Origin of the sequence: Variovorax sp. R-27, assembly GCF_049913215.1 — a bacterium.
GTDB lineage: Bacteria > Pseudomonadota > Gammaproteobacteria > Burkholderiales > Burkholderiaceae_C > Variovorax.
The window spans coordinates 2232207-2245564 of record NZ_CP183984.1; the positions used below are offsets into that span (position 1 = coordinate 2232207).

13 protein-coding genes are annotated in these 13358 nt (G+C 67.7%); 6 read left to right on the forward strand and 7 right to left on the reverse strand.

From position 1 onward, the window contains the following. The first annotated feature begins 11 nt into the window (after window positions 1-11). Window positions 12-674: a DUF1345 domain-containing protein gene (locus ACN9MV_RS10225; RefSeq protein ID WP_426392052.1), complete on the forward strand. Its 663-nt coding sequence runs from the start codon at window positions 12-14 to the stop codon at window positions 672-674. Between the two features lie 19 nt (window positions 675-693). Here ACN9MV_RS10225 and ACN9MV_RS10230 read toward each other — a convergent pair whose 3' ends face one another. Genes ACN9MV_RS10230 through ACN9MV_RS10240 form a run of 3 tightly spaced genes read right to left on the reverse strand, consistent with a single transcriptional unit; the run spans window position 694 to window position 3785 of the window. Beyond that, entirely contained in the window at window positions 694-1635 is a 942-nt protein-coding gene (locus ACN9MV_RS10230) for a DMT family transporter (protein WP_426392053.1), read from the reverse strand. 38 nt (window positions 1636-1673) lie between these two features. Continuing rightward, on the reverse strand, window positions 1674-2171 hold the full coding sequence (locus ACN9MV_RS10235; RefSeq protein ID WP_093078854.1) for a methylated-DNA--[protein]-cysteine S-methyltransferase: 498 nt from the start codon (window positions 2169-2171) through the stop codon (window positions 1674-1676). A 6-nt stretch (window positions 2172-2177) separates the two neighbouring features. Beyond that, window positions 2178-3785 (reverse strand): DNA-3-methyladenine glycosylase 2 family protein, encoded by a 1608-nt coding sequence (locus ACN9MV_RS10240; RefSeq protein WP_426392054.1) that lies wholly within the window; start codon window positions 3783-3785, stop codon window positions 2178-2180. A gap of 111 nt (window positions 3786-3896) precedes the next feature. On the opposite strand from ACN9MV_RS10240, the gene ACN9MV_RS10245 reads away from it, so the two are divergent. After that, window positions 3897-5279 (forward strand): phosphomannomutase/phosphoglucomutase, encoded by a 1383-nt coding sequence (locus ACN9MV_RS10245; RefSeq protein WP_426392055.1) that lies wholly within the window; start codon window positions 3897-3899, stop codon window positions 5277-5279. A 9-nt stretch (window positions 5280-5288) separates the two neighbouring features. Further along, window positions 5289-6671: a 3-deoxy-D-manno-octulosonic acid transferase gene (locus ACN9MV_RS10250; protein WP_093058240.1), complete on the forward strand. Its 1383-nt coding sequence runs from the start codon at window positions 5289-5291 to the stop codon at window positions 6669-6671. 13 nt (window positions 6672-6684) lie between these two features. On the opposite strand, the gene ACN9MV_RS10255 is transcribed toward ACN9MV_RS10250, so the two are convergent. Genes ACN9MV_RS10255 through ACN9MV_RS10270 form a run of 4 tightly spaced genes read right to left on the reverse strand, consistent with a single transcriptional unit; the run spans window position 6685 to window position 10042 of the window. After that, entirely contained in the window at window positions 6685-8238 is a 1554-nt protein-coding gene (locus ACN9MV_RS10255) for a TolC family outer membrane protein (RefSeq protein WP_093058241.1), read from the reverse strand. A 21-nt stretch (window positions 8239-8259) separates the two neighbouring features. Beyond that, on the reverse strand, window positions 8260-8604 hold the full coding sequence (locus ACN9MV_RS10260) for a rhodanese-like domain-containing protein (RefSeq protein ID WP_093058242.1): 345 nt from the start codon (window positions 8602-8604) through the stop codon (window positions 8260-8262). A 16-nt stretch (window positions 8605-8620) separates the two neighbouring features. After that, on the reverse strand, window positions 8621-9298 hold the full coding sequence (locus tag ACN9MV_RS10265) for a protein-L-isoaspartate O-methyltransferase family protein (RefSeq protein ID WP_093058243.1): 678 nt from the start codon (window positions 9296-9298) through the stop codon (window positions 8621-8623). Window positions 9299-9319: 21 nt separating this feature from the next. After that, a complete protein-coding gene (locus ACN9MV_RS10270) occupies window positions 9320-10042 on the reverse strand; it encodes a TetR/AcrR family transcriptional regulator (protein ID WP_426392057.1) in 723 nt (240 codons plus the stop codon). Between the two features lie 102 nt (window positions 10043-10144). On the opposite strand from ACN9MV_RS10270, the gene msrA reads away from it, so the two are divergent. The 3 genes from msrA (at window position 10145) to ACN9MV_RS10285 (ending at window position 13355) form a co-directional block, all read left to right on the forward strand. Continuing rightward, on the forward strand, window positions 10145-10696 hold the full coding sequence (gene msrA, locus ACN9MV_RS10275) for a peptide-methionine (S)-S-oxide reductase MsrA (protein ID WP_093058245.1): 552 nt from the start codon (window positions 10145-10147) through the stop codon (window positions 10694-10696). A 20-nt stretch (window positions 10697-10716) separates the two neighbouring features. Continuing rightward, on the forward strand, window positions 10717-11106 hold the full coding sequence (locus tag ACN9MV_RS10280; RefSeq protein WP_256330891.1) for a hypothetical protein: 390 nt from the start codon (window positions 10717-10719) through the stop codon (window positions 11104-11106). A gap of 80 nt (window positions 11107-11186) precedes the next feature. Continuing rightward, window positions 11187-13355, forward strand: coding sequence for a TonB-dependent receptor (locus ACN9MV_RS10285; protein WP_426392058.1), 2169 nt, complete (start codon window positions 11187-11189; stop codon window positions 13353-13355). Window positions 13356-13358: the final 3 nt, after the last annotated feature.

Genomic DNA, 13358 nt, shown 5'->3' on the forward strand with positions numbered 1-13358 from the left:
ACAGTGCCGCCATGCGCAAACACCTTTCCACCACCACCGGTCCCCAACGTCTTTTCTACGGCGCTGTCTCAGGCTGCGCCACTGCCGCGGCGTTGATGTCGGTGCCCATGAGCGGCATGGCGCGCGCGCTGGCCGGGTGGTGCATGGCCGTGGTGGTCTACCAGGTGCTGTCGTGGTGGCTGGCCGACACCTTCGATGCGAAGCGCACGCGCGAACGGGCGCAGTCGCTGGACCAGCCCAACGTGGTGATCCTCGTCTCGATGCTGGTGGTGGTCGGCGCCAGCGTGGTGGCCATCGCCATGCTGCTGCAGCAGGTGAAGGCGCTGAGCGGCTGGGAGCGCGCGGCGCACGTGGCGCTCGGGCTGGTGGCGCTGGCGGGCTCGTGGCTGATGATGCACACGATCTACGCCTTTCATTACGCGCACCGCTACTACATCGACCAGAAGAGCGGCACGCCCGACGGCGGGCTCGACTTTCCGGGCAAGGACGACGCCCCCGACTACTTCGACTTTCTCTACTACTCGTACGTGATCGGCATGACCTCGCAGGTGTCCGATGTGCAGGCGACGTCGAAGGAGATGCGGCGCATCACGTTGCTGCACAGTGTGCTGGCCTTCGCGTTCAACATGCTGGTGCTCGCACTCTCGGTGAACGTCGTCGCGGGCGCCGTGTAGGCGCCCCGCCGAAACGCGCTCAGGCCGAGGCCTTGCGGGGCAAGCCCAGCTTGACGATGCCCGTCGACAGCGCCACGCCGCAGACGATGACGGCCGCGCAGATCAGCATCCACTGCGTAATGTTCTCGCCGAGGAACACCGCGCCGTAGAACAGCGCGAACACCGGCACCAGGAAGGTCACCGTCAGCGCGCGCGCCGGGCCGGCGCGTTCGATCAGCCGGAAGAACAGGATGTAGGCGACGCCCGTGCAGGCGATGCCGAGCGCCAGCAGCGCGAGCCACGCGCGCAGGCTGGGCATCTGCGCGGGCCAGAGCCAGAAGGCGGGCAGGGCGAGGAACAGCGTGGCGCCGATCTGGCTGCCGGTGGCTGTGGTCAGCGCGGGCACGCCGCCCAGGTGGGCCCGCGTGGCGCTGGCCGAGATGCCGTAGCAAAGGCACGCACCCAGGCAGGCCAGCACCGCGAAGAGCGCGGCATTGCCGCTGGCGCCCGCATGCAGGCCGGCACTGCGGCTGGCGAGCATTGCCACGCCGGCAAAGCCGATCACCAGCCCGACGATGCGCGAACCCGCAGGCCGCTCGCGGAACCAGGCCCAGGCCACGAGCGCGCCGAACATCGGTGTCGTGGCATTGAGCACGGCGGCCAGGCCGGTGTTGATGGTCAGCAGCGCGAAACAGAACAGGGCGAACGGCATGCCCGAGTTGAAGACGCCGACCGCGAAGCTGGCCTTCCAGTGCTTGGCGAGAGCCGGTCCCTGGCCGCGCAGCAGCGCGATGGGCAGCAGGAACAACGCGGCGATGGCCACCCGCACCGCGGCCGTCGGCAGCGCGCCGAACTCCGCCGCGCCGATGCGCATGAAGAGGAAAGACGCGCCCCAGAGCGCGCCCAGCAGCACCAGGTCGATGAGCCAGGCGGTGGGTGCGAGGGGCTTGGTGGCTGCGATGTTGTTGTTCGTTGTGGTCATGCGTCTTTCGCTCTCTGTCTCTTCTTCGTTGGATGTTCCTACAGCGCGCCTTCGAGCTCCAGAAGGGCGGTCTTGCGGTCGAGCCCGCCAGCGTAACCGGTCAGCGATCCGTCCGACCCCAGCACGCGGTGGCAAGGCACGATCACGCTGATCGGGTTGCGCCCCACGGCCGCGCCAACGGCGCGTACCGCGGCCGGGTTGCCCACGTTGACGCTGAGCGCGCCATAGCTCGTGGTGGCGCCCGCCGGAATGGCCAGCAGTTGCTGCCACACGCTCTGCTGGAACGCGGTGCCGTGCGACAGGTCGAGCTTCATGTCGAAGTTGTCGCGCTTGCCGGCGAAGTAGTCGTGCAGCTGCGCGGCCGCCTCGACCAGCGCGGGGTGGTCGTCCTTCGTGATCCAGCCGCTGGTGTCGGGCCAGTGGCGCTGCTGGTCGAACCAGACGCCGGCCAGGCCCTGGTCGGTGGCCGCCATCGTGATGCCGCCGAGCGGTGTGTCGATGTGCGAGGTGTAGATGACTTTGCTCTTGAATTTCATGACGTTTCAGGCGGCGAGGCCTGCCGTAGTGATGAGAGGGAGTTCCGCGGCCGCCGTTTCGGTGGCGGTCGCAGGAGTGGAGGAGGGCGCGTGCCAGGCCCGCAGCACCGCATAGCTGCGCCACGGCCGCCAGGCTTGCGAGGCCTCGCTGGCCGCGCGCGCTGTGGTTACGCCCAGCGCCTTCTGCAGTGCCACGTCGCCGGCCGGAAATGCATCGGGCCAGCGCAGTGCGCGCATCGCGATGTACTGCGCGGTCCAGGCGCCGATGCCGGGCAGCTCCTGCAGCGCCGCGATGGTGGAAGGCACGTCGGCCCCCGCATGCAGCGCCAGCTTGCCGGACGCGACTTCGCGTGCGATGGCGTGCAGGGCCGTCTGCCGCTGCCGCACGATGCCGAGCTGGCCCAGCGCATCGCCGCTCGCGGCGGCAATGGCCGCGGGCGTGGGAAACAGGCGGTTCAGCTCCTCGATGGGCGTAGCCAGTGGCTCGCCGAAGGCCTCGACCAGCCGCGAGCCCAGTGTGCGCGCCGCGGCCACCGTGATCTGCTGGCCCAGCACCGCGCGCACCGCCAGCTCGAAGCCGTCGACCGTGCCCGGCACGCGCAGCCCGTCGCCGTGCGGAAAGGCCGCATGCAGCGCTGCATTGATGGCCATCGGCTCGGCGTCGAGGTCGAACAGGGCGCGTGCGCGGCTGATGACGATGGGCAGCACCGCGGCCAGTGAATCGCTGACCGACAGCAGCAGTTGCTCGCGTTCGAGGTCGAAGCGCAGTTGCAGCCAGCCCGCATGCGCCTGCCCGCCTTGCTGGACGCGCAGCGTGCGGTTCAGCTTTACATACGTGGGCGTGCTGCCCTTGGCGGGCTCCTTGCCGTCTGCCGTGGATACGACTTCGACGCCGCGCAACGCACGGCGCGCGAAGAAGCCCAGCATCGCGTTGGCGTCGTAGGGCGGACGGAAGCCCAGCCGCACCTCGATGGCCTTGCCTTCGCCACCCTCGACGGTGGCGCCACCGGCGCGCCGCAGGGCGCTCGGGTTCAGGCCGTAGTGCTCCAGAAAGGCCGCATTGAAGCGCCGCACGCTGGCGAAGCCGCTGGCCAGTGCCACCTGCGTCATCGGAAGGCGGGTGTCGGCGATGAGCTGCTTGGCGGCCAGCAGGCGGCGCGTCTGCAGATATTGAAGGGGCGAGACGCCGAACTGCACCTCGAAGATGCGCCGCAGGTGGCGGTCGCTCACGCCGAGCCGCGCCGCGATTTGCGCCGCGCCCGGGCCGTCTTCCGACCAGGCGTCGGGCTCGTCGATCAGCCGTGCTGCCTGCAGCGCGAGGATGCGCGAGGCGTCTTCGGTAGACCAGCTGGCTGCGCCTGAAGCACGAGGGGCCAACTCGGGCCGGCAGCGCAGGCAGGGGCGAAAGCCCGCGGCCTCGGCCTGTGCCGCGTGGCGGAAGAACCGGCAGTTCTCGCGCCGAGGCAGCTTCACGCGGCAGACCGGGCGGCAATAGATGCCGGTGGAGGTCACGGCGGTGAAGAACGACCCGTCGAAGCGCGCATCATGCGTCTTCATCGCCAGGTAGCAGGCGTCGCTCTCGAGCGCTTCGGTGGGGGTGTGGCTGGTAGGCATGGGGAAATGATACGGTTTCGACTCGTTTCAACTGGCCGTTTTCGGACATGTGGGCATCTGGGGCCTTGCCTACAATGCCCCGTTTACAAAACCAACAGGGAAACGCCTTTCATGCAGCTCAGCGCGTCGATCTTCAAGGCCTATGACATTCGCGGCGTCGTGCCCGTCACTCTCGATACGGAGGTGGCGGAAGCGCTCGGCAGGGCCTTCGGCAGCGTAGCCCGCGCCGCCGGTGAGAAGTCGGTGGCCGTAGGTCGCGATGGCCGCCTGTCGGGCCCCGCGCTGGCAGAGGCGCTGATCAAGGGCCTGGTGGCCACCGGCGTCGAAGTGATCGACGTGGGCGCCGTCACCACCCCGATGCTGTACTTCGCGGCCCACACGCTGTGCAAGAGCGGCATCCAGGTCACCGGCAGCCACAACCCCAAGGACTACAACGGCTTCAAGATGGTGCTGGCCGGCCGCGCGATCTACGGCGACGAGATCCAGGGCCTGCGCAAGACCATGGAAGCTGGCACCGCTCAGCTCGCCCCAGGCGGCAGCGTGCGCAAGGTCGACGTGACCGATGCCTACGTCAAGCGCATTGCCGGCGACATCAAGCTGGCGCGGCCGATGAAGATCGTGGTCGATTCGGGCAACGGCATCGCGGGTGCGTCGGCCCCTGCCATCTTCCGCGCCATCGGCTGCGAAGTGACCGAGCTGTTCAGCGAAGTCGACGGCGACTTCCCCAACCATCACCCGGACCCCAGCAAGCCCGAGAACCTCAAGGACCTGATGGCCGCGCTGGCGACCGGCGACGCCGAACTGGGCCTGGCCTTCGACGGCGACGGCGACCGCCTGGGCATCGTCACCAAGGACGGCCAGAACATCTTCCCCGACCGCCAGATGCAACTCTTTGCACAGGACGTGCTGTCGCGCGTGCCCGGCGGCACCATCATCTACGACGTGAAGTGCTCGCAGCGCCTGGCACCGGCCATCGAGGCAGCGGGCGGCGTGCCGATGATCTTCAAGACCGGCCATTCGCTCATCAAGGCGAAGATGAAGGAAATCGATTCGCCGCTGGGCGGCGAGATGAGCGGCCACATCTTCTTCAAGGAGCGGTGGTTCGGCTTCGACGACGGCACCTACGCAGGCTGCCGGCTGCTCGAGATCCTGAGCAAGAGCCCGAACGCGAGCGACGTGCTCAACGCGCTGCCCACCAGCTTCTCGACGCCCGAACTGAACGTGGCCTGCGCTGAAGGCGAGCCGCACGTGGTGGTCGACAAGCTCGTGAAGGGCGCGAGCTTCGCGGCCCCCGCCAAGGTTTCGACCATCGATGGCCTGCGCGTCGACTGGCCCGATGGCTTCGGGCTGATCCGCGCCTCGAACACCACCCCCGTGCTGGTGCTGCGCTTCGAAGGCCAGACCGATGCCGCATTGAAGCGCATCGAAGCCGAGATGCTGGCTCTGTTGAGAACCGTCAAGCCCGACGCCAAACTGGCTGAAGCCTCTCATTGAACTGAGCCCGTGCGTTCCCTGCTGCTTCGCCTCTACGGCGTCTTCACCACCGTCGTGCAACCGCTCGTGCGCCGCAAGCTGCGGCGCCGCGCCGAGGCCGAGCCGGGCTATGGCGTGGCCGTGGAAGAGCGCTTCGGCCACTATGACGAAGCCACCACCGGGCAGGCCCAGTGCTGGGTGCATGCGGTTTCGCTCGGCGAGACGCGCGCGGCCGCCATCCTGATTGCCGAGCTGCGGCGGCAGTACCCGGGCATTCCGATCCTGCTCACGCACGGCACCGCCACCGGCCGCGAAGAAGGCGCCAAGCTGCTCGAACCGGGCGACACGCAGGTCTGGCAGCCGTGGGACACGCCGGGCGCGGTGGCGCGTTTTCTTGACAAGTTCCAGCCGCGCATCGGCGTGCTGATGGAAACCGAGGTCTGGCCCGAGATGGCCGCCGCCTGCGCCGAGCGCCATATTCCGCTGGTGCTGGCCAACGCGCGGCTCAACGAGAAATCGCTGGCCTCGGCCGAACGGCTTGCATGGCTGGCGCGGCCCGCGTACTCGGCCCTGACGGCCGTGTGGGCGCAGACCGAGGCCGATGCGCACCGCCTGGTGTCGCTCGGCGCCAAGGTGGCCGGCATCTACGGCAACCTCAAATTCGACGCCACGCCCGATGCGCGCCAGCTGAACGCGGCCGTGTCGCTGCGCGAGCGGCTGCCCAAGCCGATGGTCGTGCTCGCAAGCTCGCGCGACGGCGAAGAGCGACTGTTGCTCGAAGTGCTCAAGCGCTTCGGTGCAACCTCGCCCGTGCCGCCCGAGCAGGGCGCGATCCGCTCGATTGCCAAGCGCGTGCACGACGTGCAATGGATGATCGTGCCGCGCCATCCACAACGCTTCGACGAAGTGGCTGCACTGATCGAGGCCGAGGGCTTTGCCGTCGCGCGCCGCAGCGCGGCGGGCCAGCCCTCCGACGCAGAGATCTGGCTCGGCGATTCGCTGGGCGAGATGGCGCTGTACTACGGCCTTGCCGACGTGGCGCTGCTGGGCGGCAGCTTCGAGCCGCTGGGCGGCCAGAACCTGATCGAGCCGGCCGCCTGCGGTTGCCCGGTGATCATGGGCCCGTCGACCTTCAACTTCGCCGAGGCGGCGCAGCTGTCGCTGGCGGCCGGTGCGTCGCTGCGGGTCGAGGGCATGGAGCAGGCCGTGACGGCCGCGCTGAAGCTGGTCGAGAACCCCGAGCGCCGCGCCACGATGGCACAGGCCGCGCTGGCGTTTTCTTCATCGAACCGTGGGGCTGCCGAGCGCACCGCGGCCGCGGTGCTGGCTATTGCGCAGGCGGCGGAGCCGGTGACGGCGGCAGGCGAGCCGCTGGACGAAGAGCCAACGCGGGCCGAGCCCACGCTGGACTGACTGCGGCGCGCGTTCAGCGCACCGGCGGGTTCAGGATCACTGGCGGCACGGGTGCTGTCGGCATCGTCGGCGCCGGCGGATTGAACGGCTGCACCGGCACCGGCGGGATCACCGGAATGCTCGGCGGCGTCACGGTTGTCGCAGGCGGCACCGTGGTGCTGCGATCAGGCCCGGTGGCCGAGGGCACGGCCGGCACGCTGCCATTGCTCGCCAGCGTCGCGTTGATCGCATTCATGTCGTCGGTCGTCAGCGTGCCGTTGGCCTGGCGCAGCTTCAGGTTGCCCAGCAGCACGTTGTAGCGCGCCTGCGCCAGGTCGCGTTTGGTCTGGTACAGCTGGCTTTGCGAGTTCAGCACGTCGATGTTGATGCGCACGCCCACCTGGTAGCCGAGCCGGTTGGCGTCGAGCGCGCTCTGGCTCGATGCCTCGGCTGCTTCCAGCGCCTTCACCTGTCCCGCGCCGGAGACGAGCCCGAGGTAGGCCGCGCGGGTGGCCTGCGCCACGCTGCGGCGGGTGCCGTCGAGCACGCTGCGCGACTGGTCTTCGAGCGCCAGCGTTTCCTTGATGCGGTTTTCGGTGGCGAAGCCGGCGAACAGCGGCAGGTTGAAGGTCACGCCGACCGTGGTCGCGTTGACGCGGGTGCCCACGGTGCTGGTGCTGGTGCCCGTCGGGTTACGCGTGACGTTGTAGCCCAGGTTGGCGTCGAGCGTGGGCTTGTGGCCGGCCTTGGCCTTGTCCACTTCGAGCCCGGCCACGTCGAGGCCCAGGCGGGCTTGCTGGATCGAGGGATGCACCTCGTCAGCCTGCGCGACCCATGCGTTGATGTCCGCGGGCACGGCGGCGGGCAGCACTACCGGCACCCGCAGCGGCACCGGCACGCTGCCGGGGCGGCCGACCAGCTGGTCGAGCACGATCTTCTTCACCTGCAGGTCGTTCTCGGCCGCAATCTCCTGCGCGATCACGAGGTCGTAGCGGGCCTGCGCCTCGCGCGAGTCGGTGATGGTGGAGGTGCCGACCTCGAAGTTGCGCTTGGCCGACGCCAGCTGCTCGGCCACGGCGACCTTCTGCGCGCGCACGAGCGCCAGGCTGTCCTGGCTCGCGAGCACGTCGAAATACGCCTGGCTCACGCGCACGATCAGGTCTTGTTCGGCAATGGTGAGCACCGCCTGAGCGATGTCGGCCTGGCGCTTGCCCTGCTCGTACGTGGCCCAGTTGGCCGGCCGGTACAGCGGCTGCGTGGCGTTGATGCCGACGTTCTGCGTGTTGAAGTCGCGCGGCGTGGTGGTGCCGCGGCCGCTGCCCGTGAGGGTGTCGATGTCGAGGTCGCTGCGCGTCACGCCGGCCGTGAGCCCCACGGCGGGAAGGATGCCGGCCTTGGCCTGCGCGGCACGCGCGACGTTGGCCTCGTACTGGGCCCGTGCGCCCTGGTAGGTGGCGTCGTAGCCGCGGGCGGCGTCATAGAGTTCGTTCAGTGTCTGGGCCTGGGTCAGGGCCGGCGATGCGAGCAGGGCTGCGAAGATGCTTGCGAGCGCTGCGGAAAGAGGCGAAAGCCGGGGCCTGGAAGGCATTGAACGTCCTTGAAGAAAGAATCAGTAGCGCGGGACCGAGGGGTCGTGCGAAGACCAGGCGTCGATGCCGCCCGCCACGTTGGCGAGCTGGTCAAAGCCGTTCTGGTTCAAAAAGGCGGCCACGCGCTGGCTGCGCGCGCCGTGATGGCACAGGCATGCAATTCGAAGTTCGGACTGGCCGTCGTTCAGTTCGGCCAGCCGCCCGGGAATCTCGTTCATCGGAATCGCCACCAGGGTGAAGCCCTGGGGCGCGACGCTCGCCGTCTGCAGTTCCCAGGGCTCGCGCACGTCGAGCAGCACGGGGGTGGCATCGGCGTTCTGGGCGAACCAGGCGGCAAGGTCGGCGGGGCGGACTTGGTCGATCATTCGGTCAACCGCCGACTCAGAACGAGAAGCGCGAGGGCTCGGGGAAGTTCAGCAGGCGCGGGGCCACGATGTCCCAGGGCTGGATGGTGTCCCACTTGCTTTCGCTCGAGCGGGTGACGAAGTGGGCGCGCATCATCGGCTCTTCGCCCACGATGGCCGAGAGGCGGCCGCCGACCTTGAGCGAACCCAGCAGGTTCTGCGGAATGCGGGCGACCGAGCCGCTCAGCACGATCACGTCGAAGCTCGGGCCGCTGGCCAGGGGCACGGCGCCGTCGGCATTGCGCACTTCGACGTTGGTCACGCCGTTGCGGCGCAGCGTCTCGGCGGCGCGGGCGGCGAGCACGGGGTTGATTTCAAGCGACAGCACCTGGGCGGCGCGGGCGCCCAGCAGGGCGGCCATGAAGCCGGAGCCGGTGCCGATTTCGAGCACCGATTCGTGCTTCTGGATGTGCAGGTCCTGCAGCGTGCGGGCCTCGACCTTGGGCGACAGCATGAATTCGCCAGGCACGGAGCCGTCGAGCAAGGGCAGTTCCATGTCGAAGAAAGACAGCGTGCGGTGTTCTTCCGGCACGTAGTCTTCGCGGTGGATTTCGGCCAGCAGTTCGAGGATGTCCGTTTCCAGCACATCCCAGGGGCGGATCTGCTGTTCGATCATGTTGAAGCGCAAGCGCTCGAGGGTGGGGGTGGGGTTCATGGCGTGGTTTTCCTAGTGGGCTCAGGACAAACCTTCAATTTTAGGTGCCGTCGGTGACACCGGCGGCACGTTCGGCCTTCCGGGGTGCGCGCTGAGCCCGTTGATCACCACGTCGGCCTGCACGGCGAGGTACTTTTCGGGGTCGAGAGCCGATGCGCCGTCGACGCAGACCATGGCCGAATGCTTCCAGAGCATGAGGAAGACCATGGGCGCCACCACCGAGTAGATCGCGTGGTCGATGTCCATCGACGCGAACTCGCCGCTGTCGATGCCGCGCTTGAAAATGCGCCGCAGCAGCTCGTGGCCGGGGCGGACCACCTCGCGGCGGTAGAACTCCGCCAGTTCGGGAAAGTTGGCGCCCTCGCTCATCATGAGCTTGGTCAGGCCCGAGGCCTGGGTCTTGCCGACGCGCTCCCACCACACGTTCATGCAGTAGCGCAGCATCTCGGCCGTGGTGCCTTCGAAGGCCTCGAACTCGGCATTCCACTCCGTGAAACGGCCGCCGAGGTTTTCCATGACCACGGCCTTGAACAGCTCTTCCTTGCTCGGAAAGTAGAGAAAGAGGGTGCCCTTGGAGACTCCGGCACGCGCCGCCACTTCCTCGGAACGGGTGGCGGCAAAGCCCTTTTCGACGAACAGATCGAGCGCGGCGGCCAGCAGTTCGCCGGGGCGTGCCTCTTTCCGGCGTTCGCGCTTGGCGTGCACCGGGCAGATCTTTTCGACGAAGGAGCGGGGCGTGGGCATGGTGTTAATGACTCGCGGGTTAGTAATGTAGTGACCGGCATCCGTCACGTCAAGCCGCGACAATATCGGGTTCGTCTTTTTCCAACCTGCCGGAGCAGCACCATGTCCACTTCACCGTCGCCGACCGAAACCATCGTGCTGGGCGGTGGCTGCTTCTGGTGCACCGAGGCGGTGTTCGACCGGGTTCAGGGCGTGCTGGACGTGGAATCGGGCTATTGCAACGGCCAGACCGTCAACCCGACCTATGAGCAGGTCTGCACCGGCCGCACCGGCCATGCCGAGGTGGTGAAGCTCGAATTCGACCCGGCGCAGATCAGCCTGCGTGAAATCCTCGAAATCTTCTTCGTCGTGCACGACCCGACCACGCTCAACCGCCAGGGCAACGACGTCGGCACCCAGTACCGCAGCGGCATCTACTACACCAGCGACGCCCAGAAAGAGGTGGCCGAAGGGGTCATCCGCGAGATCGAGGCCAGCAAGACCTATCACTCGCCCGTCGTCACCGAAGTGGCAAAGCTCGCCAACTACTCGACGGCCGAGGCCTACCACCAGGACTACTTCCTGAACAACCCGAACCAGGGCTACTGCGCATTCGTCGTGGGCCCGAAGGTCGAGAAGTTCCAGAAGACCTTCGCCTCGCGCCTGAAGGCCTGATCGCCTTCCGCCCCATGCGCATGGCCCGCCAGTCTCCCTCCCGTTCGTCGCGCGCGTTCATCGTCGCGCTGGCGTTCGCGCTGTGGATTGCGGGCACGCTGGGGGTCATGCACCGTTCGCTGCACGTGCCGGGCCTCTCGCACGCCGAGGCGGCGGTGCAGGTGCAGCAGGCATCGCGCAGCGGCGCGCACGACCACGCGGCTCACGGGCTGGGCAGCCTGTTCGGCGAGCACACCGACGCCGAATGCCGGCTGTACGACCAGCTGGAGCACGGTTCCGCCGTGCCCAGCGTGCCGCTGGTGGTGCTGCCGATGCTGCTGCCGTCGGCCACCTTCGCCTATCTGCAGGGCGAGGTCGTCGCTCGCTGGATCGCGCTCTTCGACGCGCGCGGTCCGCCTTCCTCTCGCTGAATCTCCCTGTGTTCCGGCTGCCGCCGCCCGCATCGCGCGGGCGGCGGCAGATCGTTCATCGATTCAACGAGTGCCCATTCATGATTCCCAATTTCCGTCGCAGTGCCGTTGGCATTGCCGTTTTTTCACTGCTGTCCTGGTCGGCCTTCGCCCAGGACGCGACCACCACGACCACCACCGTCGCGCCCAGCGCCGAAGGCACGCTGTCTACCGTGGAGATCCAGTCCGAGCGCCTCAAGAAGGCGCGCATGGAACTCTCGCCCGAGGTCGGCGCGACCGTCTACCGCATCGACCGCGCAGCCATCGACGCGCTCGGCAAGGGCGACGCCACGCCGCTCGACGACGTGCTGCTGACACTGCCCGGCGTGGCCAAGGACTCGAAGGCTTCCGGCTCGCTGCATGTGCGCGACGACCACGGCAACGTGCAGTACCGCGTCAACGGCGTGCAGCTGCCCGAAGGTATTTCGGGCTTCGGCCAGTCGCTGGACACCCGCTACATCGACTCGGTCAACTTCCTGACCGGCGCCTTGCCCGCGCAATACGGCCTGCGCACTGCCGGGGTGGTCGACATCCAGACCAAGCAGGGCTTCGGCAAGCCCGGCGGTTCGCTCGGCTTTACCTTCGGCAGCCACAACACGCTGGAAGAAAGCGGCTCCGTCTACGGCACCACCGGCAACCTGAGCTACTACCTGTCGGGCAGCCTGGTGTCCAACACCAACGGCATCGAGAACCCGCAGCCCACGCTCAACGCGCAGAACGACCGCACACGGCAGGGCAAGACCTTCGGCAACCTCTCGTACTACCTCGACGCCGATACGCGCCTGGGTCTGATGTTCGGCACCTACAACGGCAAGTTCCAGATTCCGACCAACCCGAACCAGACGCCGTCCTTCTCGCTGGCCGGCTACAGCGACCTGGGCACGGGCTACAACGGGCTGCCTTCGTCCGATGTGCGCGAGCGCCAGACCGAAGCCACGCGCTTCGTCGCGCTGTCATACCAGAAGACGGTGGGCGCGCTGGACTTCCAGCTCTCGGCCTTCCACCAGTACTCGAGCCTGCACTACGTGCCCGACGCCGTGGGCGACCTGATCTACAACGGCGTGGCCTCCGACACCCTGCGCTCCAACTCGTCCAACGGCCTGCAGGCCGATGCGTCGTACAAGCTGAACGATGCCCACACGCTGCGCTTCGGCGGCGCCTACACGCGGCAGACCACGCGCAGCATCAATGCGGTGAACGTGTTCCCGGTCGACGACACCGGCGCGCAGGTAGGCAACACGCCGCTGCTGATCAACGACAACTCCAGCAAGGTCGGCCAGCTCGCCAGCCTCTACCTGCAGGACGAATGGCGCATCGACCCGAAGCTGACCTTCAACTACGGCTTGCGCTACGACGGCGTCGACGCTTTCACCAAGGAGCACCAGTGGAGCCCGCGGCTGAACCTTGCGTACAAGCTGTCGGACGACACGGCGCTGCACGCGGGCTACGCGCGCTACTTCACGCCGCCGCCGCAGGAGCTGGCCTCGCAGCAGAGCATCAATCTGTATGCGGGCACCACCAACCAGCCGGAGGTTGCCAACTCCGATGCGGTGAAGGCGGAGCGCACCCATTACTTCGACCTGGGCGTGGACCACAAGGTGAATGCCAACCTGTCGCTGTCGGCCGACGTGTACTACAAGGACATCACCAACCTGCTCGACGAAGGCCAGTTCGGCCAGGCGCTGATCCTGTCGCCGTTCAACTATGCCAAGGGCTTCGCGCGCGGGCTGGAGCTGTCGGCCCGCTACAGCGACGACCACTGGTCGGCCTACGCGAACTTCGCCTACCAGAAGGCGATGGGCAAGGACATCGTGTCGAGCCAGTCGCTGTTTGGCGCTGACGAGCTGAGCTACATCGCCAACCACTACGTGTACCTGGACCACGACCAGACCTACACGCTGTCGGGCGGCGCCAGCTACCGCTTCGGCGACAACCAGGTCAGCGGCGACCTGATCTTCGGCAGCGGCCTGCGCCGCACGCCCGACGGCGGCGCGCCCAACAGCGCGGCACTGCCGCACTACGCGGTGGTCAACGCCGCCTACTCGCACACCTGGAAGGAGGCGTCGGGTGGCGACATCGTCGGGCGCATCGCCATCCTGAACCTGTTCGACAAGAGCTACCTGCTGCGCGACGGCACGGGCGTGGGCGTGGGTGCGCCGCAGTACGGCACGCGGCGCAGCCTGTACGTGAGCATGACCACGCACTTCTGATGG